The sequence below is a fragment of the Dechloromonas sp. A34 genome (assembly GCF_026261605.1).
In the GTDB taxonomy this organism is placed as follows: Bacteria; Pseudomonadota; Gammaproteobacteria; order Burkholderiales; family Rhodocyclaceae; genus Azonexus.
In genome coordinates, this window is the sequence record NZ_CP102486.1 from 4,464,226 (window position 1) to 4,491,015 (window position 26,790).

Sequence of the window (26,790 nt, forward strand, 5' to 3'; positions counted from 1 at the left end):
CCGCTACGGTCAGCAACCAGCCGCCGCGCCGGAGCCGCTGCCGCCCTCGCCGCCCATCTTGGGAACGATCAGCGGCGGCGCCGGCTGGCTCGGGTCCATCACCAGGAACTTCTGCTGGTCGACCACCACCTTGGCCATGATGTCGCCGACCATCGACCCGAACAGGCTTCCGATCAGGCCGGCATTCAGGTAGCCGATATAGACCTTGCCGTCGTTTTTCTTGTAGACGGAAATCTTGCAGGGCATCAACAGGGAAAGAAAACGCACCGCATCGTCCTTGAGGATCGGGCCGGAATACTTGGTACTGCAGGCCTCGATCAGCAGCACTGGCAGCACGTTGCCGCCATCGGCCTCAACCGGCTTGGCCGGGTTGCGCAGGCCTGAGATCGACCAGCCGTTGCCCGCCGCCTGAATATTTTTCTGAATGCGGGCCGTCGTTTCCTCGACGCTGAATGGACTCACCTGCTCCGAGAACATCAGGCCGCCGATACTGTTCCAGGCAACACCCAGGGCAAGGACCGCCCCGAGCAAAAAAGCGCTAACGAGCTTCAACATTTGAATACCTCCTCCAGGATTCGCAAGAACTACCGTGCTGACCTTCAAGGTCTTATTAGAGCTATATTAGAATCAGCTTATTTATTAATGTTTAATTAATCAACTGATTTTTTGCACAGCAGGGAAATCGTCGCGACGCGGGGCCGCCGATGCGAAAGCGCGGAAGAATTCGCCGGGATCAATCGGCGAAGGGCGTCACCAGCCAGATTTACCAGATTGGCGTCGCGACCGGGGCAAGCCCGGCAAATCGATCAGTTCTCGCGACTGTCGTGTAGTTTGCGATACAAGGTTCGCTGGCTGATGCCCAGCCGGCCGGCCAGCCCGGCCAGGTCGCTGCCCGGTTGATTCCTCACCCACTCGAGGTAACGCTTTTCCAGCGTGGACAGATCGACGACTTCGTTGAGCTGGAAAGCGCCACTGGCCGAAGGCAGCCCGGGGGCAGGTCGTCAGTGATCTCGATCAAATGCGGCAGATCGATGGTATCGCCATCGGCCAACAAGGAGGCCCGCTCTATCAGGTTGCGCAATTCGCGAATATTGCCGCTGTAACGACGTCCGCTCAGCCAGCGCAACGCCGCCGGCGAGAAGCTGCGCTTCCGCTTGCGATCGACCCGATCAAGCAGGGAAATGGCCAGCAGCGGAATGTCCTCGGCACGTTCATGCAGGGCCGGCGTGTGAATCGGAAAGGTATTGATGCGGAAATAGAGATCGCGCCGGAAGCTCTCGTCCTCGACCATGGCCCGCAGATCACGGTGGGTGGCGGTAATCAGTCGAAAGTCGACGGGCAACCAGTCGAGGCCGCCGACCCGCCGATAGGTACCGGTTTCGAGCAGGCGCAACAGCTTGACCTGCAGGGAAAGCGGCAGCTCGCCAATTTCGTCGAGAAACAGCGTCCCGCCGCTGGCCGCTTCGACCAGCCCTTGCTTGCGGTGAGCGGCGCCGGTGAAGGCTCCCTTTTCGTAGCCGAACAACTCGCTCTCGAACAGCGTCTCGGTCATTCCGGCACAGTCGACCGCTACAAACGGCCCGTCCTCGCGCGCGCTGGCCTCGTGGATGGCCTGGGCGACCAGTTCCTTGCCGGTCCCGGTTTCACCGAGCAGCACGACGGCGGCGTCCGAATTGGCGACGCGCAGCACCTTGGCCAGCATGGCGACGAAGGCCGGCGAACGGCCGACCAGACCCTGCGCCGCCGCCCGGCTGCTGGCCTGGCGGACGACGCGCAGGGTCTCGACGAAATAGACAATCTGCCCCTGATCGTCGCGGATCGGCGTCGTTTCGACATCGACGTGCTCCTCGCCGCGCGGCGTGTGGTGCACATGCAAGACCCGCTGTGGCGAACCTGCATCGAGACTTTGCTTGAGCGGGCAGGATTCGCCGGCCTGGTCGCAAGGCACCGAAAAATGATGCGAAACCTCGTAACAGGTGCGTCCGACGATCGGCGCAGCGCCGCCAAAATCCCTTATATAGGCGGCATTGGCCGCGACGATGCGGTAGTCCGCATTCATCACGATGCGCGGCTCGGGCAGGCCATCGAGAAAGGACAGCAGCTCGCTGAGAAAATGGGCGGTCATGTCAGATTTGGCACCATTGATAATCCGAATTGCCAATAGTGGCACAAACAGCAGCTCTGCAACAAATGACCGGCCACAAGAAAGCGCTTAAGCGCTTGATTTAATTGCCCGCCGCGGCGCCGCGCCAGTCAGGCACACATCTTGTTAATGGATATATAGGAAACCGGTGATATTCTCCTAGACACAGCACTTTCCGACTTTTTTGTCAGGTGGTGCCGGGTAGCCGGATGCAGTCCGCATGTATCTCCCCTTAGTTCGCCCCGCAGGCAAGCTTGATGCGGGCGGGCTACCGAAGGCAGCAGGTACGCCGGTTTCCGACCTTTCTTCGATTCGCAGCCAGACAAGAGATGCAATGAGCCAGCCAGAAACAAGCCAGCAGCAGGAACCACAAAAGGTTTCGTTCTACGAAAAGCGCAAGACCATTTACGCCAAGGGCGTGCGCGGCGTTTTCGACAATTGGCGGATTGCCCTGGTCGTCTTCACGCAGGTTCTGTTCTACGTTACCCCGTGGCTGCAATGGAACGATCGCCAGGCCTTTCTGCTGCACCTGGTCGAACGCAAGTTCTACATTTTCGGTCTGGTCTTCTGGCCGCAGGACGTCATCTACCTGTCGGCCCTGCTGATCGTCTCGGCTTACGGCCTGTTTCTGGTCACCGCCATCGCCGGCCGTCTGTTCTGCGGCTACGCCTGCCCGCAGACGGTCTATACCCAGATGTTCATGTGGATCGAAAACTGGGTCGAAGGGCCGCGCAACGACCGCATCAAGCTCGACAAGGGGCCGCTCGATGCCCGCAAGTTCCGCATCAAGGCGACCAAGCACCTGCTCTGGGGCATCCTCGCGCTATGGACAGGCTTTACGCTAGTCTGCTATTTCACGCCGGTCACCGAACTGATGGAGTCGGTACGCACCAACAACCTGAGCGGCTGGGAAACCTTCTGGATCTTCTTCTACGGCGGCTTCACCTATCTGATGGCGGGTTTCATGCGCGAGCAGGTGTGCAAGCACATGTGCCCCTACGCCCGCTTCCAGAGCGTGATGTTCGACCCGGACACGCTGATCATCACCTATGACCCGGAACGCGGCGAACCCCGCGGAACGCGCAAGAAAGGCGTCGACATCAAGACCGCCGGCCTCGGCGACTGCATCGATTGCGGCCTCTGCGTCCAGGTCTGCCCGACCGGCATCGACATCCGCAACGGCCTGCAATACGAGTGCATCGGCTGTGCTGCCTGTATCGACGTCTGCGATCAGGTGATGGACAAGATGAGCTACCCGCGCGGCCTGGTCCGCTACTCGACCGAATCGGCGATGGCCAAGCACCTGACGCGCCAGGAAATTCTCGCCCACGTCGTACGCCCGCGCATCCTGCTTTATACGGCAATCCTGGTGCTGATTACCGGCATCACCGTGTGGTCCCTGGCGACGCGCATTCCGCTCAAGGTCGACATCATCCGCGACCGTTCGACGCTGGCCCGCGAAGCCGACGATGGCCGCATCGAGAACATCTACATGCTGCAAATCATGAATACCGAGGAGCAGTCGCACCGCTACAAGATCACGGTCGACGGCCTGCCGGACGTCGAGATTGATGGCGCCAACGAAGTCGAAGTCCCCCCTGCCACGCTGCAATCCTTCAATACCGTCGTCCGGGTCCCGCCCGAAGCCGGCAAGAAGGGCGCCAACCAGATCCACTTCACGATCGAGGCTCAGGACAACCCCGACATCAAGGTTCGCGAGAAAGCATCTTTCCTTCTGCCCTGAGGCATTTGGGGCAGACTCCGCTTGGGCGGGAGCTTGGTCTCCCGCCCTTTTTTCGTTCCGACGATCCGTCGTCGCCAGCGAACGCCCGCCCGAGGAAATTCTTCACGGCCTCGATCTGCTGCCCGATGTCGCCGTAGTCGTCATGACTCCCCGGCACCAGCAGCAATTCGACCGCAGCCCCGACCCGCGCCGCGTAGATCGCGTGGGCTTCGCTGACTGGCACTGTCGCATCCGCCATACCGTGGACCAGCAATACCGGGCAGGCGACGCGGGCAATCGTCCGGCACGGCGCGATGTCGTCGAAGCGGTAGCCGATCACGCGCTGGACGTAGCCCAGGATGTAGGCGCCGAACGGCCGGTAGGGAATGCGCTTGGCGGCCAGCCAGCGGCGCATCATCGCTGCCGGATGGGCAAAAGCCGCGACACTGACGACGGCGCGTAAAGCCGGCTGGCGCGCGGCGACGAGCAGCGCCGCACCGGCGCCGACCGAATGGCCGATCACCCCCAGCCGGGTGGCATCGACTTCCGCCTGCTGCGCCAGCCAGGCCAGGGCGGCTTCGATGTCTTCGGAAAAACGCGGCAGCGAGGCGAAGCTGTCTTCATCGCTCCGCCCATGACAACGGGCATCGACCAGCAATAGGGCGTAGCCGGCCGCGTGTAGCGGCGCCGCCAGCGGCAGCATCATTTCGGCGTTGCCGCTCCAGCCATGCATGACGACCAGCGCCGGAGCCCGCTCGCCGGCCGGGATGAACCAAGCAAACAGGTTCTTGCCATTGGTTGTCGGCAGACTGACTTCGCGCCACGGCAAGCCGCTCGGCTCGCCGCTCTCGACCACACGCTCGGCACGCAGGGCGCGCCGGATGCCGAAATTCAGTCCGGCAAAGCCGCCGGCCAGCACGGGTAGCCACCACAGCCAGCCCATGGCGTCGACTCAGGGATGCGGCTGAAAAATGGTGCCACTGGCGACACCGCGGGCGGTACGTAGTGCGGTGACCGCCCACAGCACGCAGAGCAGCAGCCAGGCGGCAACGCCGATCGCCAACGGACTGCCCCAACCCAACAGCTGGTTCAGGCGCAGGCTCTCAGCGACAAAGGCCCCGACCGGGAAGGTGAATCCCCACCACGAGAGCGCGAAGGGCAATTGCCCGGCGGCGCGTGCCGCCAGCGTCAGCAGGATAGCCATTACCAGCCACCAGACACCGAAGCCCCAGACCAGCAACATCAGCACGGTCGCCGCCTCGCGCGCCGCCGGAAACGGCAGTTGTTCGAGCAGATTCATCAGGCTGACCGGGATGACGCCGATCGGTGCCAGATGAATCCAGATCGTTGGCGTCAGCATGCCTTGGGCCGGCTTGTGCAGATACTTGCGCTGAAAGGTCAGGCCAAGCAGCGCCAGGTACATCATGCTGCCCGCCCCAGGCCGATGACGTTGATGGTCAGCGCCCATTCGCGCAGCGCGCCATCCATGTGGGCGAGCAGGGGTGCCCCGGCCAGCGGCATGACGACCAGACCGACAGCGGGGATGAAATTGGCCGGTGTCACGTGATCGAGTCCGACGTGCTCGCCACTGAACATCAGGAAGAGCACGCTAAAGCTGAAGACGAAATGCAGGCCGACCCCGAGCCACCACAGCGTCAGCGCGACCCCGGTCCATGAGGTAAAGGCCAGCCACTGGGCGGCCAGCACCAGCAGCGCAATCGAAAAGGTCGGATAGAAATTGGCCTGCACCGGATGATGCATGGTCTGCATGGCCGCCGGACGGAAGCGCAACCAGCGGGTCAGCCAGGGCAGCGCCAGAATCACGAAGAGCAGACTGTTGAACCAGTGCAACAGTTCGGCAGGCAGAGCCAGCGCCGGCCATTGCCGGGCCAGACCGTGGGTGGTCAGGGCGAGCACGCCGGTCCCCATCACGGCGGCAAACCAGCCGGGGCGAAGCTGCGGGAAATATCGGAATAACGTGGATAGGCCATGGCGCCGCTTCTAAATATTAGATTTTTCTTATTTTAATCGATCGACTTCGGCAACGCTGAACCATTCACCGGATGGCAAATCCAAATCTTCAAGTCGTCACCCAGTCAGCGAGACCAAAAAATAGAGGGGGTAAGCATGCGAACCAAACGCGAAGCACGAGACAGCGCCGACCGGCGCCAGGAAGAACTGGGGCCACCGCAGGGCTGGAAGGATCGGCGACGCCGGACCGAACGCCGGATGCCGGAAATCAACGAATACGTGGTTTCGGAATCGGAATGGCTGAGTTACTTTGGCGCCGTCAGGTCGGCCCTGGTGCCGGCCAATACGCTGGCCACCGGCGAAGTCGCCGCCGACATCTTCGACCGCATCCGCAACTGAGACCTTACTCGGCCACCAGGTCGACGGTTTCCCCGGCAAAACTCACCGTCTGACCCGGACGTAGCTTGGCGCGTTTCCGGGTATCGACCACGGCGTCGACCCGCACTCGCCCTTCGGCGATGGCAGCGTGGGCGGCGCCACCCGACTCGCACAGACCAGTCGCCTTGAGCAGTTGGTCGAGCTGGATATAGTCGCCGCGCACGGCAAAGCGGATGGTCATGTTTTATCCTTTCTGTATCGGTTGGCCCCGACATGCTCGATCAGCGCCAGGGTGATGATTTTTCGCTGCCATCGGCCAGCCGGACAATGAGCAAAGCCATTCCGGCAACGCGCGCATTGTATCGGGTTATCGATTTTTGCTGCCGGCAGCACGGCTGAAATGCCCATTAACAGTGCATGGTTTCTCAAATGGCACCAGCACGGCGCAAAAACGTCATAAAACGCCGGATCGAGGCGGGTACGCTACTTGCTGTAGTACCTACCTGATCATTCAGCTTTCCCTCTTGCCGTGCATTTCCGTCCCCAACGCCGCCATCCACGCAGCATTTCCACCGCTGCCGTCAATCACTCGCGAGTCCTCGACACCCTCGTCAAGAACCTCGAAGGCATGGCCTACCGCTGCCTGCACGACCGTCACTGGACGATGATTTTCGTCAGCCAGGGATGCCTGGAACTCAGCGGTTACCTCCCCGCCGAAATTGTCGAAAACAACACAGTTTCCTGGGAGGAAATCACCCATCCCGACGACCGCAGCCGCGTCCGCGAGTGTATTGAAAGCGCCGTCCGCAGCGGGCAGCGCTTTGCCGTTCAGTACCGGATCGTCACCCAGGCGCAGGAAGTCAAATGGGTTGCCGAACGCGGCATCGCCATCCGTGACGAGCAAGGCGAGGCAGCGATCGAAGGCTTCATCGAAGACATTACGGCCCGGCGCACGACGCAGGATGCCCTCGAAGAGGCCGAACTGCGCTACCGCCACATCTTCGAGCACGCCTCCGAGGGCATCTTCCAGTCCACCCGCGACGGACGCTACCTGGCCGCCAATCCGGCCCTGGCCAGACTCTATGGCTACGCCAGCACCGAGGCGCTGATCGCCGATCTCGCCGATATCGAACGCCGCCTCTATGTCCTGCCCCAGCGTCGTGACGATTTTCTGCGCCAGATCGAATCCCAGGGCGAAGTGCTGAACTTCGAGTCCGAGGTCTACCGGCAGGACGGCTCGCGCATCTGGATTTCCGAAAACGCCCACGCCGTGTACGGGCCAAAGGGCGAATTCATCTGCTACGAAGGCACCGTCCAGGACATTTCGGAACGCAAGCAGTCCGAGGACCATCTGCGCCTGCTCGCCATGGTCTTCTCGAACAGCAACGAAGCCATCATCGTGACCGATGCCGCCAACCGGATCGTCGCCACCAACCCGGCCTTCACGGCCCTCACTGGCTACCAGCCGGACGACGTGATGGGCAAAAACCCGCGCGTCCTCTCGGCCGGCACCACGCCACCCGAAGTCTTCAAGGAAATGTGGGCCTGCCTGCATCGGGATGGCGCCTGGCAGGGCGAGTTGTGGGACCGCCGCAAGACCGGCGAAGCCTATCCCAAATGGCTCTCGGTCTCGCTGGTCCGCGACGAGTCGGGGCGGATCCGCAACCACATCGGCAGCTTCATCGACATTTCGGAACTCAAAGCGACCCAGGAGCGCATCCAGCATCTCGCCCATCACGACACCCTGACCAACCTGCCCAACCGTTTCAGCCTGCATGAAAAACTCGAGCAGGCCGTCGCCTTCTGCAAGCGCAACCAGATGCAGCTGGCGCTGATGCTGATCGATCTCGATCGCTTCAAGACCATCAACGATACCCTCGGCCACCAGGCCGGCGACGAACTGCTGATCCAGGTCGCGCAACGCCTGAGCGGCGCCGTGCGCGACAGCGACATCGTCGCCCGCCTCGGCGGCGACGAATTCGTCGTCGCCCTGCCCGGCATCACTTCCCCGGCCGACGCCGCCCACCTGGCCGACAAGATCGCCCAGGAAATTTCCGCCCCCTATCTGATCAACGGCCTGGAACAACGGACCACGCCGAGTATCGGTATCTGCCTCTACCCCGACGACAGCCAGGAAATCGGCGACCTGCTGAAAAACGCCGACGTCGCGATGTACCACGCCAAGGCCAAGGGGCGGGGCAACTACCAGTTCTTCACCGAAGACATGAACATCGCGACGACCGAACGCATGAGCCTCGAGTCCGACTTGCGTCTGGCCCTGGCGCGCGGCGAGTTCCTGTTGCATTACCAGCCGCAGCTCGACTTGCGCAGCGGCACCATCGTCGGCGTCGAGGCCCTGATCCGCTGGCAGCATCCTACCCGGGGCCTGGTCCCGCCCGGCGACTTCATCCCGATTGCCGAGGAAAGCGGGATGATCGCGGCGATCGGCGACTGGGTGCTGGAAGAGGCCTGCCGCCAGCTCAAGGCCTGGCAGGTCAGGGGCATCGCCCACATCCGCATGTCGATCAATCTGAGCTCCGGGCAGTTCCTCGACAAGACGCTGCCGGCCCGCATCCACCAATTGTTGGCGAGCAACCATCTGAGCGCCGACCTGCTCGACCTCGAAGTCACGGAATCGATGTCCATGGCCTCCCCGGACGAATCGATCAGCGTCATGAAGACGCTGCGCGCCAGCGGGCTGACCCTGTCGATCGACGATTTCGGCACCGGCTACTCGTCGCTGGCCTATCTCAAGCTGCTGCCGATCAATACGCTGAAAATCGATCGCTCCTTCGTCAAGGACATCGAATCGGACCCCAACGACGCCGACATCTGCGACGTCACCGTGCTGCTCGCCCACAAGCTGGGGCTGGAAGTGGTCGCCGAAGGCGTCGAGACCGAAGCGCAACGCAAATTCCTGCTCAGCATCGGCTGCGAAAAAATCCAGGGCTACCTGATCAGCAAGCCCCTGCCGGCCGACCAGGCGGAAATGTTCATCCGCAACAATTCGCCGATGTCCGAACTGGGGACTATCGATCTGTGGCCCGACACCGAACCATCCGAACCAATCCAGGGGCACGTCAATGCGTAACAACCAGCCAGTCTCCGACCGCGAAACCCGCTTGCCGGAAGGGCAGTTCATCTATTCGCGAACCGACCTCAAAGGGGTAATCACCGAAGCCAACGAGGCCTTCGCCGAAATCAGCGCCTACCGACGCGAGGAAATGCTCGGCGAAAACCACAATATCGTTCGCCACCCCGACATGCCGCCCGAGGCCTTCGCCGACATGTGGCTCGACCTCGGCGCCGGGCGCCCCTGGCGCGGCGTGGTCAAGAACCGGCGCAAGGATGGCGGCTACTACTGGGTGGTGGCCAATGCCTCGCCGATCCGGGAAAGCGGCCGGATCGTCGGCTACCAGTCAGTCCGGACCTCGCCCAGCCCGGAAGAGATCAAAGCGGCGTCCGCCGCCTACCAACGCATCCGCCAGGGCGACCGCTCGATTGCGATCAAGCACGGCCGGGTCGTCGCCGCCCGCAAATCGCCGCTCGCCCACTTTGCCGGACTCGGCGTCCAGTTGCCGCTGATGGGCCTGCTCGGCGGCCTGCTCAGCATCCTCGCTCTCGCCGCCAGCTTCAACCCCGGCCCAGCCCTGACCCCGCTGCTACAGACAGCGAGCGTCATCGGCGCTCTGTTGAGCCTGAACTTCCTGTTCGCCTTCACGCCCCGCCTGAAAGCCGACCTCGGCGGCACTTTTGCCTCCCTGGAGAAAATGCTGACCAGCGGCGATCTGCGCCAGCGCATTCCGCAGCACCGGCACGATCTGCTCGGCGACATGGTCGGCAACATCGACCGCGTCATTTCTTCCTTCCAGTCCACCGTTCAGGGCATGGCCGATACCGCCGCGCAGGTGCAACGGGCGGCCAACGAAGTCAGGGATGGGGTCGGCAATGTCCGCGAGTCGGCACGCGTGCAGAGCGACGCCACGGCGTCGGCCGCCGCCGGCATCGAGCAGATCACGGTCTCGATCGGCGAAGTCGCGGCCCACGCCGGCTCGACCCGTGCCGCCGCAGCCCAAGCCTCGGCGCTCTCCGAGCAAGGCGGCCGGCTTTCGGCCGAGGCGTGCAGCACCATCCTCGCCCTGGCCGATACCGTCAAGGGCTCGGCCCATCAGGTCGAGCGCCTCGGCCAGCAATCGGAGGAAATTTCGCGCATTACCAGCGTCATCAAGGGCATTGCCGATCAGACCAACCTGCTGGCGCTGAACGCCGCCATCGAGGCTGCCCGCGCCGGGGATGCCGGCCGTGGCTTTTCAGTGGTCGCCGACGAGGTGCGCAAACTGGCTGAAAGCACGGCCAAGGCGACTGGCGAAATCAGCGCCATGACCCAGTCCGTGCAGCACGAAACCGGCAAGGCGGTGGATTCCATGCGCCATGGCGCGCAGCAGGTCGAAAGCGGCGTGCAACTGGTGCAGGAAGCGCAGAACGCGCTGCAGGAAATCAACGCCCAGATGCGCCTGACGGTCGGCATGGTCAACGACATCTCCCACTCCTCGCTCGAACAGGAGCGCGGCATGACGGTGATGGCGCAAAGCGTCGAACGGGTGGCGGCGATGACCGAGCAGAACATGGCGGTGGTCACGCAAACCACGAACACGACCGACTACCTGGGCGAACTGGTCGAGCGGATGAACAAATCGGTGGACCAGTACCTGATCTGAGTGGCACCGGCCAGGGGCGGCCAGTGCCGCCTCAGGCCCCGGCAAGCAGGATCAGATGCACCCGGCACGGCCCGTGGGCGCCGAGGACGATGGTTTGTTCGATGTCGCCGGTACGCGACGGCCCGGAGATGAAATTGATCGCCCGCGGCAGCTTGCCGTGCTCGGCACGCAGCAAGGCAAAGGCGTCTTCCATGGTGGCGACCAGGCGCGCGGCCGGAACCAGCGCAATGTGGGTTTCCGGCAACAGGCTGACCGTGGCCGGCGTCTGCGGTCCGGAGAGCAGCATCAGCGTGCCGGTTTCAGCGACGGCGCAGAAGCAGCCGGAAATACCCACCCCGTCTGCATCTCCGGCCGGCCGCGTAGCCACCGTCAGCCCACTGGCCGCCCAGTCGAGCCCGCCGAGGTCAGCGGTGATCACCGCCACCTGGCCGAGATCGCCGGCTGCCAGGTAACGTGCCACGGCGGCCGGCGCCTCGGCCCAGCCCGCCACGACATCGACGCTGCTGGCCAGGCTTTCCGCCTTGGCCCGGAACCGGGTCGTCAGTTCCTCGCCCATCGTTGGCTGCGGCCCGCGAGTCTGCCCAGCCATATAGGCCTCGGCCGCCGCCCGGCGCCCTGCGAAATCGCCCTTGCCGACACCGGCCGCGACGCGCTGGAGAATGTCGTCGCGGGCGTTCATGCGACGCGGTTCTGCGGCTTGCCGGCGACGAAGGCTTCGATGTTGTCGATCAACTGGTCGGCCAGCGTCTGCATGGCCGGCCGACTGGCCCAGGCGACATGCGGCGTGAGCAGGAAGTTGGGCAGCGCCAGCAGTTCCGGATCGACCATCGGATGGCCTTCCGGCGGCGGCTCGGCGGTGACCACATCGAAACCGGCGCCGCCGATCCAGCCTTCTTTCAGCGCCCGGATCAAGGCAGCTTCATCGACGATACCGCCGCGCGCCGTATTGACCAGCAGCGCCGAGGACTTCATCGCGCGCAGTTCGGCTTCGCCGATCAGCCCCCGGGTCTGCTCCGTCAGCGGGCAATGCAGGGTCAGCACATCGGCACTGGCCAGCACCTCGGCGAAATCGGTATAGCCGGAGCGCAGGCTGGTCGCCCCTTTGTGCTCGGCACGCAGAATACGCATGCCGAAAGCCTCGGCCAGCCGGGCCACGCCATTGCCCAAGCTGCCGCTACCCACCAGGCCGAGCGTCGCGCCGTGCAGGTCGCGGATCGGGTGGTCGAACAGGCAGAACTGGTCCGACTGCTGCCAGCGGCCGGCCTGCACCGTTTCCCGCCAGGCGATCAGATTGCGCGACAGGGCCAGGGTCAGCGCCATGACATGCTCGGGCACGGTGTGCTCGGCGTAGCCGCGAATGTTGGAAACGACGATGCCGCGCGCCTGGCAGGCTTCGAGATCGACGATGTTGGTGCCGGTTGCCGCGACCGCGACCATTTTCAGGTCGGGCAGTGCGGCGATCGCCGCCGCCGGCAGCGGCACCTTGTTGGTAATGGCGATGGTCGCTCCGGCCAGGCGCTCGACGACTTCGCTCACCTTGGTCATCGGATACTCGACCCACTCGTGGGCAAAGGACGGTCGCCTGACCTCGGCGATGACCGACTCGCGTTCCAGGTAGACGATGCGCTGCATCAGACCGTCTTCATCTCATAGGGCATGCCGGCGGCGTCGGCAATGGCGCCGATATCGACGCCGAGCGCCGGCTGGCCGCGATAGAGCAGCCGGTCGATGCCAGCCACGCACAGGCCGTCGATTGCGGCGGTGTCGCCCTGCACCAGATTGAGCACGCCGGCCGGCCAGTCGGCCCGCGCCGTCAATTCGCACAGGGCGTACACCGCCGACGGTGCGCGCGGGCTCGGCTTGACGACCATCGTCGCGCCGGCCAGCAGAGCCGGGGCCAGCGCGGCGGTGAAGCCGGCCAGCGGCCGGGTGGCATCGACGACCAGGGCGAAGACGCCGGTCTCGCCGACTTCGGCGCCACGCAGGGCGGCGATGGCGGTCTCGACTTCGGCCGTCGCCTTTGCCTCGTCAGTGGCAATTTCCTGGACCAGCAACTTGGCGAAGTGACCGGTGTAGCGTTCCAGCGCGTCAGCCAGATGGCTCAGGCAGACCCGGCGCGCGGCCAGGCCCATGTCGGCCCACAGCGGCTGTGCCGCTCGTGCCGCCGCCACCGCTTCCTTGGCCTCGGCCGCACCGCACAGCGGGACGCGGCGAATCGCCTCGCCGGTCGCCGGATTGGTCACGTCGAAGAAGGAATCGCTGACGGTCAGAAAGGCGTGGCCGTTGATCCACAGGGGGATGGCCATCGGGCCTTCGGGGGCAAATTCCATGTTCAAGCTCTCTTTCTTGCTGCGTATAGTTCGTGAAATGTCTTGCCGGAGGCCACGGGCAGATCGCGCCCCGCCGTCCATTCCGGCGCCAGACCCAAAATTCGGATGCGACCGCTGCCGTCGGCCAGCCAGTTCAGGTAGCGCGCCGCCCGCCGCGTCGCCCAGCGATAGAGGGCCGGCTTGCCGGCAAGCCAAGCCCACGCCGCCAATGCCAGGCGCTCGGACCACGGACGCAGGCCGCGCTCGGTCTGCTCTTCGCGCAGCCGATGCATCAGCTTGGGCAGCGGGATGCGCACCGGGCAGACGCTGCCGCACTGGTTGCAGCCAGTGGTCGCGTGCGGTAGGTCGAGTGCGTTCTCGATGCCGGTGTAGAGCGGCGTCAGCACCGAGCCCATCGGCCCCGGATAGACCCAGCCGTAGGCGTGACCGCCCAGCGAAAAATAAACCGGGCAGTGATTCATGCAGGCGCCGCAGCGGATACAACGCAGCATGTCCTGATAGTCCGAGCCGAGCAAATTAGCGCGACCGTTGTCGACCAGGATGAAGACTGTCTTCTCGGGGCCGTCGCTGTCGCCCGGCCGTTGGGTGCCGGTCAGCAGCGACACGTAGTTCGAGATCGTCTGCCCGGTCGCCGAGCGCGGCAGGAGGCGCATCAGGGTCGCGAAGTCCTCGAGCGTCGGGACGATCTTCTCGATGCCGGTGATCACGACATGCACCTTGGGCAGGGTCGTCACCATGCGGCCGTTGCCTTCGTTGGTGACCAGGGCGGCGGTGCCGGATTCGGCAATCAGGAAATTGGCGCCGGTGATGCCCATCTCGGCGCTCAGGAAGTGCTGGCGCAGCACCTCGCGCGCCTCGCGGGTCATCGCCGGGATGTCGGCCGAGGTCCGGGTTTCGGGCGACCGGCCATGCTCCTTGGCGAACAGCGACTCGACTTCCTCGATGGTCTTGTGCACGGCCGGCGCGATGATGTGTGACGGCGCCTCGCCGGCCAGTTGCACGATGTATTCGCCGAGGTCGGTCTCGACCGGGCGGATGCCGGCGGCAGCCAGCGCCTCGTTGAGGCCGGCCTCCTCGGAGAGCATCGACTTCGACTTCGTGGCCTTGGTCACGCCATGGCGGCGCGCGACCTCGATCACCCGCTCGCAGATTTCCTCGCCGTTGCGCGCCCAGAGCACCTCGGCCCCGCTCGCCCTGGCGTTGTCCTCGAAGATCGCCAGCCAGACATCGAGATCGGCCAGCACGCGGTTGCGGATGCCTTCGCAGGCCGTGCGCAGCCCTTCGAACTCGAGGTCATCGTCGGCCAGCGCGGCGATGCCTTTGGCGCGCTTGCCAACGAACAGCGGCTTGGCCTTCTGCAGGGCGCGCTGCAGCACCGGGTTTCTGACCTGCGCCCCGGCCCGCGCCTTGAAGTACATGGCCTGCGACGGCCCGGCCGCCGACATCAGCGCCCGCCCTCGCCGGCCAGCACTTCGGCGATGTGCAACACGCGGGTCGTTTCGTCGCCGCGCCGGCGTAGCCGGCCCTCGATATTGAGCAGGCAGCCGAGGTCGCCACCGACCACGGCATCGGCGCCAACGCTGGCAATCGAGGCGCACTTGCGGTCGACGATCTGGGTCGAGATGTCGCCGAACTTGACCGAAAACGCCCCGCCGAAACCGCAGCATTCCTCGCTGTCCGGCATTTCCTCGAGGCTCAAGCCACGCACCTGGCCCAACAGTTGGCGCGGCTGGCTTTTGATTCCGAGACCACGCAGCCCCTTGCAGGAATCGTGATAGGTCACGCTACCGGCGAACTCGGCCGCTGGCGCGGCAAAGCCCAGCACGTCGACCAAAAAGGCGGTCAGTTCGTGAGTCCGGGCGGCCAGTTCGCTCGCCCGCGGTCCCCACTCGGCATTGTCGGCGAACAGTTGCGGATAGACGTTGCGGACGTGCTCGGCACACGACCCGGAAGGAATGACCACATGGTCATAGCCCTCCAGTTCGGCGATCGCCTTTTTTGCCAGATCGGCAGCCAGCGGGCGATTGCCGGCGCTCCAGGCGGGCTGGCCGCAACAGGTCTGCCCTTCCGGAACGACGACTTCGCAACCCGCCGCTTCGAGCAGACGCAGGGTCGCAAAGCCGACTGAGGGACGCATCAGATCGACCAGGCAGGTAACGTAGAGGGCTAAGCGCATGCTAATATTGCGGCGCACAAGAAAACGAAGTAGCCAATGCTACTCAAACCGCACCAATAAAGGAATCCAGTTGTCTGAAGCTACCAGCGGGGCCACCAAGGCGCCCGGTACAATTCAGGTCATCGAACGCATGATGTCGCTGCTCGATGCACTTGCCAGCTCGCCTGATGCGGCTAGCCTGAAGCACCTGGCGGCCATCACCGAACTGCACCCGTCGACCGCCCATCGCATTCTCGCCGCCATGACCCAGGCGCGCTTCGTCGAGCGCGAGGATGCCGGCACCTACCGTCTCGGCATCCGCCTGCTCGAACTCGGTGCCATCGTCAAATCGCGCATCAACCTGCGCGAAGTCGCCCTGCCCTTCATGCAGGAACTACACGAGAAGATTGGTGAGGCGATCAACCTCGGCGCCCGTCGCGACGACGAAATCGTCTATCTCGAACGCACCTCGTCGGGCCGCGCCTTGGTCCGTGTCGTCTATCTGGTCGGCGAACGTGCTCCGCTGCATCTGACCTCGCTCGGCAAGCTCTTCCTGGCCGCCGACGGTCCGCAGAAGGTGCGCGAATACGCCAAGCGGACCGGCCTCCCCGGCAAGACGCCGCATTCGCTGACCACGCTGACCGCCCTCGAGAAGGAACTCGACAAGGTGCGCCGACATGGCATCGCTTTCGATGACGAAGAAGCCGAACTCGGTCTGAAATGCGTCGCCGCGCCGATTCACGACGACGAGGGCAATGTCGTAGCCGCGATTTCGGTGTCCGCACCCGCCGACCGCCACGACCCGAACTGGGTCGCCCAACTCAAGCAAACGGCCGATGCCGTGTCCCACGCCCTGGGTTACATCGCCGGCAAAAAATAAAGGCCGCACCAGGCGGCCTTCATGCAGCAAGCGGAAAGATCTCAGACCGGACGGCGTTCCAATGTCAGACCGGCGCTTTCCATCCAGCGTTTGATCCGGTTGGCATCGCCGACCCGGGTCATCTTGCCGACCGAGTCCAAGAGCACGATCACCACCGGCTTGTCGGCCACTCGGGCCTGCATTACCAGGCAACGGCCGGCCTCGGAGATGTAACCGGTCTTCGAAATGCCGATTTCCCAGTTGTCACTGCGAACCAGCGGGTTGGTCGTGCCGAAGTTATGGACCCGACCGTTGAGTTCAACCTTGGCTTCCGCCGTCGTCGAGTAGCTGCGGATTTCCGGGTAGCGAGCGGCGGCGGTGACCATGCGGGCCAGATCATGCGCTGTCGACACATTGTTGCTGGAGAGACCGGTCGGTTCCTCGAAGCGGGAGTTATACATGCCGAGCGACTGGGCCTTGCGGTTCATGGCCTGCACGAAGGCTTGCAGTCCGCCCGGATAATGCCGCCCCAGGGCATGCGCCGCCCGGTTTTCGGAAGACATCAGCGCCAGCAGCATGGCCGTTTCGCGCGTCATAGACGTTCCCACGGGCAGACGGGAGCGCGTCCCTTTCAGGCCATCGACATCCTCGTCGCTGATCGCGATGACTTCCTGCAAATCGAGTTTGGCATCGAGCACCACCATGGCCGTCATCAGCTTGGAAATCGAGGCGATGGGCAATACAGCGTTCGGCTGTTTTTCGAGAACAGTCTGCCCGGTGTTCTGATCGATAACCAGGGCCGAAGCCGAGTACAGGGCCAGCCGCCCGGGGTCAATATCCGCCATGGAGACGCGGCGCATCGGCTTTTTCGACTTCTCGACGGCGGCGTGCACCATCTTGCCTTTGAATTTTACGGGCGCAGCGGCAGCTTTCGAAGGCGCCGCCTTGCCGGCCATTTTTCGAGTCGGCTTGGTCGCCGACTTGGCCACCACTTTCTTGCTTGCTTGCAGCTCCTGCTTCTTCGCTGTTGCAGCCTGTAAAGGTGTGCCCAGCCCCAAGCCCAGCAAGGAAACGACCATCAAGGCCGCCTTAAAATTACGCTTCATTCACGATCTCCTGCCAACACTGGAAATTCTATCCCAGTTTAGCAGGAGGTTGTGAAATTCCAATATAAATAAACAGATACGACAACTACTTAAGAAATCTATTTACCCAGCATCGACCACGGTCAACGCTGTCATATTGACGATACGACGAACGGTTGCGGTCGGCGTCAGGATATTCACCGGCTTGGCGGCCCCGAGCAGGATCGGTCCGATGGTCAGGTTGTCCCCGGCCGCCACTTTCAGCAGATTGAACGAGATATTGGCGGCATCCAGCGTCGGCATCACCAGCAGGTTGGCCTGCCCCTTGAGACGGGAATTGGGGAAGGCGCCGAGACGAATCTGCTCGTCGAGAGCTGCGTCGCCGTGCATTTCGCCCTCGACTTCCAGCTCCGGCGCCCGTTGCTGAAGGCGGGCCAAGACGTCGCGCATCTTCAGCGAGGTCGGCGTGTCCTGGGTCCCGAAAGTAGAATGCGAGAGCAATGCGACCTTGGGTTGGATGCCGAAATTGCGGATTTCCTCGGCCGCCAGCAAGGTCATATCCGCCAACTGCTCGGCGCTCGGATCGTAATTGACATAGGTGTCGCCGATAAAAACGGTACGTCCCGGCAGCATCAGCAGGTTCATCGCGTAGTAGCGGTCATGATCGGCCCGGGTGCCGATGACGTCCTGCACGTATTCACGATGCGTTTCATGCCGACCGAAGGTGCCGCAGATCAGGCCGTCGGCGTAGCCGAGACGAACCATCAGCGCCCCGTACAGGGTATTGCGGCGACGGACTTCGCGCCGCGCATAATCCGGCGATACGCCCTTGCGCTCCATCAGGCCATGGTAGGTCTGCCAGAACTCTTCGTAATGCTCGTCGAAGAACGGGCAATTGTCCGAGTGCACGATCTCGAAATCGTCTCCTTCGCGAATGCGCAGGCCCGCGGCCTCGATCCGCCGCGTGATTTCGCTGCGCCGGCCGATCAGCAGTGGCTTGGCAATGCCTTCGTCGCGCACAACCTGCACAGCGCGCAGCACCCGTTCATCCTCACCTTCGGCAAAGACAATGCGTTTGGGTGCCAGCTTGGCCTGCGAGAAGACCGGCTTCATGATCATGCCGGAGTGGTAGACGAATTCGTTCAGGCCCTGGACGTAGGCGTCCCAGTCCTTGATCGGCCGCGTCGCGACACCGGAGTCCATGCCGGCCCTGGCGACCGCCGGGGCGATCTTGACGATCAGGCGCGGATCGAAAGGATTCGGGATCAGGTATTCCGGGCCGAAGCTGGCCACCTTCTCGCCATAAGCCCGGGCCGCGACTTCCGACTGCTCGGCGCGAGCGAGTTCAGCGATAGCCCGGACGGCGGCCATCTTCATTTCTTCGGTAATCGTCGTCGCGCCAACATCAAGCGCCCCGCGGAAAATAAAGGGGAAGCACAGCACATTGTTGACCTGGTTCGGGTAATCCGAACGGCCGGTACAAATGATGGCGTCGTTGCGCACGCTCTTGACCAGTTCCGGCGTGATTTCCGGAGTCGGATTGGCCAGCGCCATGATCAGTGGATTGGCTGCCATCTTGGCGACCATCTCCGGCTTCAGGACGCCACCGGCCGACAGGCCGAGGAAGACGTCGGCACCCTCGATAACCTCACCGAGGGTGCGGGCGTCGGTTTTCTTGACGTAACGGGCCTTGATCTCGTCCATCTCCTCGACACGGCCTTCATAAACCAGACCCTTGATGTCGGTGACCCAGATGTTGCTCGGCGGGGCGCCGAGCATGACCAGCAGGTCGAGGCAGGCGAGCGCGGCAGCACCGGCGCCGGAGGTGACGATCTTGACCTTGGACAGATCCTTGCCGATCAGGTGCAGGCCATTGAGGATGGCGGCACCGACGACGATCGCCGTGCCATGCTGGTCGTCGTGGAAGACAGGAATCTTCATCCGCTCGCGCAGCTTCTTCTCGATGTAGAAGCACTCGGGGCCTTGATGTCTTCCAGGTTGATGCCGCCGAAGGTCGGTTCGAGCGATGCGATGATATCGATCAGCTTGTCCGGATCGCGTTCCTCGATCTCCAGATCGAAGACGTCGATATTGGCGAACTTCTTGAACAGCACGCCCTTGCCTTCCATCACCGGCTTGGCGGCGAGCGGACCGATCGCGCCCAGGCCGAGCACAGCCGTGCCGTTGGTGATGACGCCAACTAGATTGGCGCGTGAGGTCAGGGTGCTGACTTCGGCCGGATCGGCAACGATTTCTTCGCAGGCAAAAGCAACGCCCGGCGAGTAGGCCATCGACAGATCGTACTGGTTGGTCAGTTGTTTGATCGGGGTTACCGCAATCTTGCCCGGCTTCGGGTGGCGGTGATAATAGAGCGCGGATTCGCGCAACTGTCTGGGATCCATGTCTGCCTCCGTTTTATATTGTGAAACGTGATTTTGAATCGCGGAAAATAATACCATGGCTTGGCGCCGTTTCCACCCTCGGAAATCACCTAGGCGGCGAAGTCAAGTAGATGTTTACCCTGAGTTGATGCATAATTACCGGCTTCCCAGCCGACGGCCTCCAGCCGCTCTAAGTCTTGGTGGCAGCTCCCGGCGACTGGCGTGAAACCTAGCTATTTCAGTAACTTAGAGAGAGACATCGCCATGACCGCACCGCTGAATGCACCCGACTATGTGAAACACGAAGGCCTGAAGAAATGGGTCGCCGAGATCGCAGCGCTGACCCAGCCGGACCGTATCCACTGGGCCGATGGATCGCAGGAAGAGTATGACCGCTTGTGCGCCGAAATGGTAGAAGCCGGCACGCTGATCAAGCTCAACGAAGCCAAGCGCCCGAATTCCTACCTCGCTTTCTCCGACCCCTCCGACGTCGCTCGCGTCGAAGACCGCACCTACATCTGTTCCGCCAAGAAGGAAGACGCCGGCCCGACCAATAACTGGGAAGAGCCAGCCGTCATGCGCGAGACGCTGAATGGCATCTTCAAGGGCTGCATGAAGGGCCGGACGATGTATGTGATCCCGTTCAGCATGGGCCCGCTCGGTTCGCCGATTGCCCACATCGGTTTCGAAATCACCGATTCCGCCTACGTCGTCACCAACATGCGCACGATGACCCGCATGGGCAAGAAGGTTTTCGACGTGCTCGGTAGCGATGGCGAATTCGTCCCCTGCATCCATACCGTCGGCGCCCCGCTCGAACCGGGCCAGCAGGATGCCAAGTGGCCGTGCAACCCGACCGTCAAGTACATCGTGCACTACCCGGAAACCCGTGAAATCTGGTCCTACGGCTCCGGCTACGGCGGCAATGCACTGCTCGGCAAGAAGTGCTTCGCCCTGCGCATCGCCTCCAACATGGCGCGCGAGCAGGGCTGGCTGGCCGAACACATGCTCATTCTCGGCGTCGAATCTCCCGAAGGTGAAAAGTCCTACGTCGCTGCCGCTTTCCCGTCGGCCTGCGGCAAGACCAACTTCGCCATGTTGATCCCGCCGAAGACCCTCGACGGCTGGAAAATCACCACCATCGGCGACGACATCGCATGGATCAAGCCGCGTGTAGACAAGGATGGCGTCACCCGTTTCTACGCCATCAACCCGGAAGCCGGTTTCTTCGGCGTCGCTCCGGGCACCTCGGAAAAAACCAACTTCAATGCGCTGGCCACATTGAAGGAAAACATCATTTTCACCAACGTCGCGCTGACCGACGATGGCGATGTATGGTGGGAAGGCCTGACCAAGCAGGCGCCGGATCACCTGATCGACTGGCAGGGCAACGACTGGACGCCGGAAGACGGCAAGGCCGGCAAGAAGGCCGCCCACGCCAACTCCCGCTTCACCGCCCCGGCCAGCCAGTGCCCGTCGGTTGACGAAGCCTGGGAAGATCCCGCCGGCGTGCCGATTTCCGCCTTCATTTTCGGCGGCCGTCGCGCCACCACCGTGCCGCTGGTTTACCAGGCTTTCAACTGGAACTACGGCGTATACATGGCCGCTACCCTCGGCTCCGAAACCACGGCTGCCGCCTTTGGCCAGCAAGGTGTGGTGCGTCGCGACCCGTTCGCCATGCTGCCGTTCTGTGGCTACCACATGGGCGATTACTTCAACCACTGGCTGAAGATGGGCAAGACCGTCGATGCCACGCCGAAGATCTTCTGCGTGAACTGGTTCCGGATGAACGAGAAGGGCGAATTCATGTGGCCAGGCTTCGGCGACAACATGCGCGTCCTGAAGTGGATCGTTCAGCGCTGCAAGGGCACCGTCGGCGCCAAGGAAACCGTGCTCGGCTGGATGCCGAAGTTCGAGGATATCGACTGGACCGGCCTCGAGATCGACCGTGCCGACTTCGAAGCCCTCAGCCAGATCGACGCCGATGCCTGGAAGGCTGAACTGGCAGGCCACAAGGAGTGGTTCGACAAGATGGGCGAAAAGATGCCGCGCGAACTCGTGCTCAAGCGCGAACTGTTCGAAATGGGCATCTTCAAGGATGCTGCCTGATCCTCGCTTAGGCTAAGATCGAACGGCCACCTCAGGGTGGCCGTTTTACTTTGGAGAACCGCCATGTACCGCCCCGCTGCCCGCCTTGCCGACATTGCCCCCTTCCACGTCGTCGAGCTGTTCACTCGCGCCCGCCAGTTGGAAAGCGAGGGCCGCGACGTAATTCACATGGAAGTCGGCGAACCGGACTTTCCGACGCCCGCCCCCGTCACCCACGCGGCCATCGCTGCCATCGCCAACGGCCAGACGTTTTACACCGAGTCGCTCGGCCTGCCCGCCCTGCGCCAAGCAATTTCCCGATTTTATGGCGAACGCTATGGCGTCGATGTCCCGACCAGCCGCATCGCGGTCACCAATGGCGCCTCCGGCGCCCTGAATTTGGCCTTTGCCTGCCTCGCCGATCCGGGCAGCGAGTGGTTATTGGCTGATCCTGGCTACCCGTGCAACCGCCACATCCTGCGCACTTACGAAGGCCAGCCGGTCGCCATTCCGGTTGGCACCGACAGCAACTTCCAACCGACATCGGAACAAGTCCGCGCCGCCTGGAACGAACGCACCGCCGGCCTGCTCGTCGCCTCCCCGGCCAACCCGACCGGCACCTTGCTGACGCTGGACGAAATCAAAGCCTTGGCCAATGTCTGCCGCGAAAAAGATGGCCATTTTCTGGTCGACGAGATTTACCACGGATTGACGTACGAGACCGACGCCCCGACCGCCTGCGCCGCCGGCGACGATATATGGGTCATCAACAGCTTCTCGAAATATTTCCAGATGACTGGCTGGCGCCTCGGCTGGATGGTCATACCGGAAGACTACGTGCGCGATGTTGAAAAACTTGCCCAGAATCTTGTGCTCTGCCCGTCGACACCGGCCCAGCATGCCGCACTGGCCGCGTTCGATCCGGACACCATCGCGCTCCTTGAAACCCGGCGCGCCGAATTCCGCAAGCGTCGGGATTTCCTGGCCCCGGCGCTGGAAGCCATCGGCTTTCGCATCACTGCCCGACCGGAAGGCGCCTTCTATCTCTATTGCGACTGTTCAGCCCTGGCCGAAGACAGTTTCGCACTGGCCCGCGACCTGCTCGAAAAAACCGGAGTCGCCGCCACGCCGGGGCTGGACTTCGGCAGCAACCAGCCGGAAAAACACATCCGCTTTGCCTATACCACGGGCGTCGAACGCCTGGCCGAAGCCGTCGAGCGCTTACGCCGATACTTCGGGCGGTAAGTCCAAGTCAGGATAGCGGCGACGCACTTCGGTCCAGTCAAAATGCGGCCCGGGGTCGGTCTTCCGTCCCGGCGCGATATCACTGTGGCCGGCAATGGCGGCAATCGGATAGCGCTGGCGCAAGACATCGATCAGCCCCCACAGGGCCACATATTGGGCGACGGCAAATGGTTGGGTGTCTGAACCCTCCAGTTCGATCCCCACCGAATAGTCGTTGCAGTTGCCACGCTCGCACCACTGCGAGTTTCCGGCATGCCAGGCGCGTTGGTCACAGCCGACAAACTGTGTGATCCGGCCGTCGCGCCGGACATAGAAATGGGCCGATACCCGAACATCGGCAATGGTCGCGAAATACGGGTGGGCCTGTGGATCGAGCCGGTTCAGGAAGAAGGCTTCCACCCAGTCGCCGCCGAACTCGTCCGGCGGCAGGCTGATGTTATGGACAACGACCAGCGAAACCTCGCCAGCCGGCCGTTCGCCGAAATTTGGGGAAGGCCGCCAGGTGACGCCTTCCAGCCAGCCGTCGGCTCGCCACTCCATTAGTCGATACCCAGGCGTTCCAGCCGGTAGCGCATCGAACGGAAGGTGACACCGAGCAGCCGGGCCGCCGCCGTGCGATTGCCCTCGGTCTTCTGCAGGGCCTCCAGGATGGCTTGGCGCTCAAGGCGATTGAGGTAGTCATCGAGGGTTTCGCTACCCCGGCCGACCGCCTCGCCGGCCATTTCTTCCGGCTCCAGATGCAGGTCGTCAGCCTCGATCAGCTCCCCGGAACTCAGGGCCGTGGCACGCTCCAGGATGTTTTCCAGTTCACGCACGTTGCCCGGGAACGAATACAGTTCCATGGCCTTGACGGCCCCCACCGACAAGCGCGGATGCTCCGCGCCGCACAGGCGGTGCAGGATCGAATCGACCAGCGGCGCGATATCCTCAACGCGTTCGCGTAGCGGTGGCATGCGCAATTCGATGACGTTCAGGCGGTAATACAAGTCCTGCCGGAAGCTGCCCTTATCAACACACTCCCGCAGATTGCGGTGGGTGGCACAAATGATCCGCACATCGACTGCTTCCTCGGTGACGCAACCGACCTTGCGCACCCGCTTTTCCTGAATCGCCCGCAACAGCTTGACCTGCATGGCCAACGGCAGATCGGCCACTTCATCGAGGAACAGCGTGCCCCCATTGGCCGCTTGGAAAAAGCCGTCGCGATCGCCATCGGCACCGGTGAAAGCGCCCTTTCGGTAACCGAAAAATTCGCTTTCCATCAGGTTTTCCGGAATTGCCCCGCAGTTCACCGGGACGAACGGACCGCCGCTGCGGGCGCTGCGGGTATGGATCAGGTGCGCCGCCAGTTCCTTGCCACTCCCTGATTCGCCGGAGATATAGATCGGCGCCTGGCTGCGGGCGAGCTTCTCGATCATGCTCCGCACCTGCTGCATGCTGGCCGAATCGCCGATCAGCGACTGCAACGGATCATCGTTTTCCTGTCCGCCTTCGGGCAGGCGCAGCGCCGACTTGACCAAGGCGCGCAGCTGCTCCAGCCCGACCGGCTTGGCCAAATAGTCGAAAGCGCCGGCTTTCAATGCGGCAACGGCATTCTCCGCACTGCCAAAAGCCGTGATCACGGCAACCGGGGTCTGGGCATGGTTCTCGCCAATATAGCGGACGATATCGAGCCCCTCGCCGTCGGGCAGGCGCATGTCGGTCAGGCAAAGTTGAAAACTCCCGGCATCCAGCGCCGCCCGGGCCGCACCGACGGAACCCACGCATTCGGCGGCCAGGCCCATGCGCGCCAGGGTCAGATCAATCAACTCCCGGATATCGGCCTCGTCGTCAACGACGAGAATCCGGCTCAGTTCACCGCGTGGGCGGCGTTCGGTTCTGACAACAGACACGTATCGTTTCTCCCTGCAATTATGAAGTGCCCGCCCGAGCCATGGGGGGCCAGCTCAAGGCTCGCACCATTGGCGGTACACAACTCCCGGGCGATGAACAAGCCCAGCCCGGTACCCTGATGGTGCGTTGTGAAAAACGGCTCGAAAATCTGCTCGTGCGCCACCTCCGGCACCCCCGGACCATCATCCAGCACATGCAATTCTACCCGGCCCTCATCGCTGGCGAGTGCCAGTTCCAGACGCACCGCTCCCGGTCCCCGGCTCGAATGACGCAGGCCGTTGCTGACCAGATTCCACAAAACCTGATTCAGATGCGAACGATCGAAACAGATACTGATCGCCGGGGTGGAATTCAGCCTGATCGTGCCAGGTTCAAGATTTTCAGCCGCCACGAAGTGCTCGATGAACCCGGTGCAAAATTCGTCCAGGCGGAGCAACTCCGGTTGTGCCCGATTCTGACGCCCCAACTCCAGCACGTCCTTGACGATACGGTCCAGGCGAATCACGTTGTCGTTCAGGATACGCAGCAATCGATCCTGCATCTCACCTCGCCGTTCTTCGCGCAGCAGTTCGCCAGCATGGCTGATCGCCGACAGCGGATTGCGGATTTCATGCGCAATGCTCGCCGTCAATCGACCAAGGGATGCCAGCTTCAGTTGCTGGGCTCGCTCCTTGATGCGACCGAGATCTTCGAGAAAGATCAGCACCTCGCCATCGGAGCTAGTGGTTCGTTCAAAGCGGGCTCGCAAGTCGCGGCCTTCGGCACCCGAAAACAGCACGGCATCCGGACCACCGCCAATCCACTCGGACAGCGCCGCCGCCAGGGTCAGCGCATGGCCCGCCAGAGCCCACCGTTCGTCGCCGGGCAAGCCGAGCATGGATTTGGCTACCGGGTTGTGTCGCGAAACAACGCCATCGGCACCGACGATCAGCACCCCGTCCTGCATCCGCTCGACCACCCGCCGACTGATCCTTATCTGGTTGTCCAGCGCCTCACCGCGCCGCCGCGCCAGATCCTCATTGGCCATCGCGCGCTGACCGAGCAGACGGGCCAGGATGGCGGTCGCGAAGAAGCCGGCCGAAATGAAACCGGCCTGGACCACGGAAGCCTCTTCAAAGCGTCCGATGAATACGCCATAGGACTGAGTCAGCAAGGCGGCCAGGGTCGCCAGGGCGGCGTAGAAAAGGACCAGACGACCGCGGCCGACCAAGCTTGCTGCGGCCAGCGAGACGAGGAGCAGAACACCCAGGCCGCTGCTCACCCCACCTGCGATGTACATGACCAGGCCAACTACGATTACGTCCACCAATACCTGCGACGACAACTGAAAATTGAAGCGTTTCTGCCAGTGGGTCGCGAGCAACAGGCCGCCGAACACGGCGAGTGCGTAAGCGCCAGTGAGTGCGAACATGGCCGGCGACGGCAAAATGTTCAGACGCGCCGTCCACTCGTGCGGAAAGAGAATGGTCAGAAAAAACAGCCCGGCCAGCACCAACCGGTAGAGGCTGAAATATTGAAAGGAGCGCCAGTTGGCCTCCCAGGTAGAAGACAGCCAGTCCGACATCAGGTCTTGTCGGCAGGCCCGGCGTCCCGATGCGCCGCATTGCAGTAAGCCCGTCCGCCTTCGAGCAGGGCGTCGCTTTCCGGCAGATGAACGCCACAATGGGCGCAGGTCACCATTTTCTCCGGTGCCGGATCGCGCGGTGCGGAACTATCCGACGGCAAATGCTCGTTACGTTTTTTCCACGCCCACCAGATCACACCGAGCAAGGCGAACAGGAGCAGGTATTTCACGATGGCCTCGACGCGGTCAAACGGCGA

23 protein-coding genes and 1 pseudogene are annotated in these 26,790 nt (G+C 62.9%); 7 read left to right on the forward strand and 17 right to left on the reverse strand.

The genetic code is table 11. The features are described from left to right. Nucleotides 1–9: 9 nt before the first annotated feature. Nucleotides 10–555, reverse strand: coding sequence for a DUF302 domain-containing protein (locus NQE15_RS22215; protein ID WP_265944886.1), 546 nt, complete (start codon nt 553–555; stop codon nt 10–12). A 349-nt stretch (nt 556–904) separates the two neighbouring features. Next, nucleotides 905–2,125: a sigma-54 interaction domain-containing protein gene (locus NQE15_RS22220; RefSeq protein WP_265944888.1), complete on the reverse strand. Its 1,221-nt coding sequence runs from the start codon at nt 2,123–2,125 to the stop codon at nt 905–907. A 352-nt stretch (nt 2,126–2,477) separates the two neighbouring features. Here NQE15_RS22220 and ccoG point away from each other — a divergent pair, with 352 nt between their 5' ends. After that, nucleotides 2,478–3,887 (forward strand): cytochrome c oxidase accessory protein CcoG, encoded by a 1,410-nt coding sequence (gene ccoG, locus NQE15_RS22225; RefSeq protein WP_265944890.1) that lies wholly within the window; start codon nt 2,478–2,480, stop codon nt 3,885–3,887. Here ccoG and NQE15_RS22230 read toward each other — a convergent pair. Genes NQE15_RS22230 through NQE15_RS22240 form a run of 3 tightly spaced genes read right to left on the reverse strand, consistent with a single transcriptional unit; the run spans nt 3,850 to nt 5,783 of the window. Next, nucleotides 3,850–4,809, reverse strand: coding sequence for an alpha/beta hydrolase (locus tag NQE15_RS22230; protein ID WP_265944892.1), 960 nt, complete (start codon nt 4,807–4,809; stop codon nt 3,850–3,852). The genes ccoG and NQE15_RS22230 overlap by 38 nt on opposite strands. A gap of 9 nt (nt 4,810–4,818) precedes the next feature. Next, nucleotides 4,819–5,292: a hypothetical protein gene (locus NQE15_RS22235; RefSeq protein ID WP_265944894.1), complete on the reverse strand. Its 474-nt coding sequence runs from the start codon at nt 5,290–5,292 to the stop codon at nt 4,819–4,821. After that, nucleotides 5,289–5,783 carry a hypothetical protein gene (locus tag NQE15_RS22240; protein ID WP_265944896.1) on the reverse strand — a complete coding sequence of 165 codons (495 nt, stop codon included), beginning with the start codon at nt 5,781–5,783 and terminating at the stop codon, nt 5,289–5,291. Before NQE15_RS22240 ends, NQE15_RS22235 begins: the two co-directional genes overlap by 4 nt. 210 nt (nt 5,784–5,993) lie before the next feature. Here NQE15_RS22240 and NQE15_RS22245 point away from each other — a divergent pair, with 210 nt between their 5' ends. Continuing rightward, a complete protein-coding gene (locus tag NQE15_RS22245; protein ID WP_265944898.1) occupies nt 5,994–6,236 on the forward strand; it encodes a hypothetical protein in 243 nt (80 codons plus the stop codon). A gap of 4 nt (nt 6,237–6,240) precedes the next feature. On the opposite strand, the gene NQE15_RS22250 is transcribed toward NQE15_RS22245, so the two are convergent. Further along, nucleotides 6,241–6,456, reverse strand: a complete 216-nt coding sequence (locus NQE15_RS22250; protein ID WP_265944900.1) for an RNA-binding S4 domain-containing protein — start codon at nt 6,454–6,456, stop codon at nt 6,241–6,243. A gap of 288 nt (nt 6,457–6,744) precedes the next feature. On the opposite strand from NQE15_RS22250, the gene NQE15_RS22255 reads away from it, so the two are divergent. Together NQE15_RS22255 and NQE15_RS22260 are read left to right on the forward strand one after the other, a co-directional pair. Next, nucleotides 6,745–9,306, forward strand: coding sequence for an EAL and GGDEF domain-containing protein (locus NQE15_RS22255; protein ID WP_265944902.1), 2,562 nt, complete (start codon nt 6,745–6,747; stop codon nt 9,304–9,306). Next, nucleotides 9,299–10,933 carry a methyl-accepting chemotaxis protein gene (locus tag NQE15_RS22260; RefSeq protein ID WP_265944904.1) on the forward strand — a complete coding sequence of 545 codons (1,635 nt, stop codon included), beginning with the start codon at nt 9,299–9,301 and terminating at the stop codon, nt 10,931–10,933. Before NQE15_RS22255 ends, NQE15_RS22260 begins: the two co-directional genes overlap by 8 nt. Before the next feature lie 31 nt (nt 10,934–10,964). On the opposite strand, the gene NQE15_RS22265 is transcribed toward NQE15_RS22260, so the two are convergent. From NQE15_RS22265 to NQE15_RS22285, 5 genes are read right to left on the reverse strand one after another with little or no spacing between them, the layout of a single operon-like run. Next, on the reverse strand, nt 10,965–11,612 hold the full coding sequence (locus NQE15_RS22265; protein ID WP_265944906.1) for a LutC/YkgG family protein: 648 nt from the start codon (nt 11,610–11,612) through the stop codon (nt 10,965–10,967). Continuing rightward, entirely contained in the window at nt 11,609–12,565 is a 957-nt protein-coding gene (locus tag NQE15_RS22270) for a D-2-hydroxyacid dehydrogenase (RefSeq protein ID WP_265944908.1), read from the reverse strand. Before NQE15_RS22270 ends, NQE15_RS22265 begins: the two co-directional genes overlap by 4 nt. Then, nucleotides 12,565–13,263 carry an aldehyde dehydrogenase family protein gene (locus NQE15_RS22275; protein WP_265944909.1) on the reverse strand — a complete coding sequence of 233 codons (699 nt, stop codon included), beginning with the start codon at nt 13,261–13,263 and terminating at the stop codon, nt 12,565–12,567. Before NQE15_RS22275 ends, NQE15_RS22270 begins: the two co-directional genes overlap by 1 nt. 2 nt (nt 13,264–13,265) lie before the next feature. Beyond that, a complete protein-coding gene (locus NQE15_RS22280) occupies nt 13,266–14,708 on the reverse strand; it encodes a lactate utilization protein B (protein ID WP_265944911.1) in 1,443 nt (480 codons plus the stop codon). Beyond that, entirely contained in the window at nt 14,708–15,439 is a 732-nt protein-coding gene (locus NQE15_RS22285; protein WP_265944913.1) for a (Fe-S)-binding protein, read from the reverse strand. Before NQE15_RS22285 ends, NQE15_RS22280 begins: the two co-directional genes overlap by 1 nt. Nucleotides 15,440–15,569: 130 nt before the next feature. Here NQE15_RS22285 and NQE15_RS22290 point away from each other — a divergent pair, with 130 nt between their 5' ends. Further along, a complete protein-coding gene (locus NQE15_RS22290; protein WP_265950383.1) occupies nt 15,570–16,298 on the forward strand; it encodes an IclR family transcriptional regulator in 729 nt (242 codons plus the stop codon). Nucleotides 16,299–16,339: 41 nt separating this feature from the next. Here the strand turns inward: NQE15_RS22290 and pbpG are convergent, their stop codons facing one another. Both pbpG and NQE15_RS22300 read right to left on the reverse strand, forming a co-directional pair. Continuing rightward, entirely contained in the window at nt 16,340–17,383 is a 1,044-nt protein-coding gene (pbpG, locus tag NQE15_RS22295; protein ID WP_265944915.1) for a D-alanyl-D-alanine endopeptidase, read from the reverse strand. 102 nt (nt 17,384–17,485) lie between these two features. Continuing rightward, a pseudogene (locus tag NQE15_RS22300) lies at nt 17,486–19,764 on the reverse strand (NADP-dependent malic enzyme). Nucleotides 19,765–20,007: 243 nt separating this feature from the next. Here NQE15_RS22300 and NQE15_RS22305 point away from each other — a divergent pair. Continuing rightward, a complete protein-coding gene (locus NQE15_RS22305; RefSeq protein ID WP_265944917.1) occupies nt 20,008–21,852 on the forward strand; it encodes a phosphoenolpyruvate carboxykinase (GTP) in 1,845 nt (614 codons plus the stop codon). A 63-nt stretch (nt 21,853–21,915) separates the two neighbouring features. Then, complete coding sequence (locus NQE15_RS22310; protein ID WP_265944919.1) at nt 21,916–23,076, forward strand: pyridoxal phosphate-dependent aminotransferase; 1,161 nt, start codon at nt 21,916–21,918, stop codon at nt 23,074–23,076. Here NQE15_RS22310 and ampD read toward each other — a convergent pair. Genes ampD through NQE15_RS22330 form a run of 4 tightly spaced genes read right to left on the reverse strand, consistent with a single transcriptional unit; the run spans nt 23,053 to nt 26,763 of the window. Next, nucleotides 23,053–23,616, reverse strand: coding sequence for a 1,6-anhydro-N-acetylmuramyl-L-alanine amidase AmpD (gene ampD / locus NQE15_RS22315; RefSeq protein WP_265944921.1), 564 nt, complete (start codon nt 23,614–23,616; stop codon nt 23,053–23,055). The genes NQE15_RS22310 and ampD overlap by 24 nt on opposite strands. Continuing rightward, nucleotides 23,616–24,968, reverse strand: a complete 1,353-nt coding sequence (locus tag NQE15_RS22320) for a sigma-54 dependent transcriptional regulator (protein ID WP_323054920.1) — start codon at nt 24,966–24,968, stop codon at nt 23,616–23,618. The genes ampD and NQE15_RS22320 overlap by 1 nt, the downstream gene beginning before the upstream one ends. Then, the gene (locus NQE15_RS22325; protein ID WP_265944923.1) at nt 24,926–26,533 is read right to left on the reverse strand and encodes a sensor histidine kinase; all 1,608 of its coding nucleotides are present in this window, start codon (nt 26,531–26,533) and stop codon (nt 24,926–24,928) included. Before NQE15_RS22325 ends, NQE15_RS22320 begins: the two co-directional genes overlap by 43 nt. Further along, on the reverse strand, nt 26,533–26,763 hold the full coding sequence (locus NQE15_RS22330) for a PP0621 family protein (RefSeq protein ID WP_265944925.1): 231 nt from the start codon (nt 26,761–26,763) through the stop codon (nt 26,533–26,535). Before NQE15_RS22330 ends, NQE15_RS22325 begins: the two co-directional genes overlap by 1 nt. Nucleotides 26,764–26,790 lie beyond the last annotated feature (27 nt).

Coding starts and splice junctions, on each gene's coding strand:
- NQE15_RS22250 (WP_265944900.1), bottom strand. CDS start 6,456: ATGACCATCCGCTTTGCCGTGCGCGGCGACTATATCCAGCTCGACCAA.
- NQE15_RS22310 (WP_265944919.1), top strand. CDS start 21,916: ATGTACCGCCCCGCTGCCCGCCTTGCCGACATTGCCCCCTTCCACGTC.
- NQE15_RS22305 (WP_265944917.1), top strand. CDS start 20,008: ATGACCGCACCGCTGAATGCACCCGACTATGTGAAACACGAAGGCCTG.
- NQE15_RS22230 (WP_265944892.1), bottom strand. CDS start 4,809: ATGGGCTGGCTGTGGTGGCTACCCGTGCTGGCCGGCGGCTTTGCCGGA.
- NQE15_RS22280 (WP_265944911.1), bottom strand. CDS start 14,708: ATGTCGGCGGCCGGGCCGTCGCAGGCCATGTACTTCAAGGCGCGGGCC.
- NQE15_RS22260 (WP_265944904.1), top strand. CDS start 9,299: ATGCGTAACAACCAGCCAGTCTCCGACCGCGAAACCCGCTTGCCGGAA.
- NQE15_RS22220 (WP_265944888.1), bottom strand. CDS start 2,125: ATGACCGCCCATTTTCTCAGCGAGCTGCTGTCCTTTCTCGATGGCCTG.
- NQE15_RS22325 (WP_265944923.1), bottom strand. CDS start 26,533: ATGTCGGACTGGCTGTCTTCTACCTGGGAGGCCAACTGGCGCTCCTTT.
- NQE15_RS22215 (WP_265944886.1), bottom strand. CDS start 555: ATGTTGAAGCTCGTTAGCGCTTTTTTGCTCGGGGCGGTCCTTGCCCTG.
- pbpG (WP_265944915.1), bottom strand. CDS start 17,383: ATGAAGCGTAATTTTAAGGCGGCCTTGATGGTCGTTTCCTTGCTGGGC.
- ampD (WP_265944921.1), bottom strand. CDS start 23,616: ATGGAGTGGCGAGCCGACGGCTGGCTGGAAGGCGTCACCTGGCGGCCT.
- NQE15_RS22265 (WP_265944906.1), bottom strand. CDS start 11,612: ATGAACGCCCGCGACGACATTCTCCAGCGCGTCGCGGCCGGTGTCGGC.
- NQE15_RS22290 (WP_265950383.1), top strand. CDS start 15,570: ATGATGTCGCTGCTCGATGCACTTGCCAGCTCGCCTGATGCGGCTAGC.
- NQE15_RS22285 (WP_265944913.1), bottom strand. CDS start 15,439: ATGCGCTTAGCCCTCTACGTTACCTGCCTGGTCGATCTGATGCGTCCC.
- ccoG (WP_265944890.1), top strand. CDS start 2,478: ATGAGCCAGCCAGAAACAAGCCAGCAGCAGGAACCACAAAAGGTTTCG.
- NQE15_RS22235 (WP_265944894.1), bottom strand. CDS start 5,292: ATGATGTACCTGGCGCTGCTTGGCCTGACCTTTCAGCGCAAGTATCTG.
- NQE15_RS22275 (WP_265944909.1), bottom strand. CDS start 13,263: ATGGAATTTGCCCCCGAAGGCCCGATGGCCATCCCCCTGTGGATCAAC.
- NQE15_RS22270 (WP_265944908.1), bottom strand. CDS start 12,565: ATGCAGCGCATCGTCTACCTGGAACGCGAGTCGGTCATCGCCGAGGTC.
- NQE15_RS22245 (WP_265944898.1), top strand. CDS start 5,994: ATGCGAACCAAACGCGAAGCACGAGACAGCGCCGACCGGCGCCAGGAA.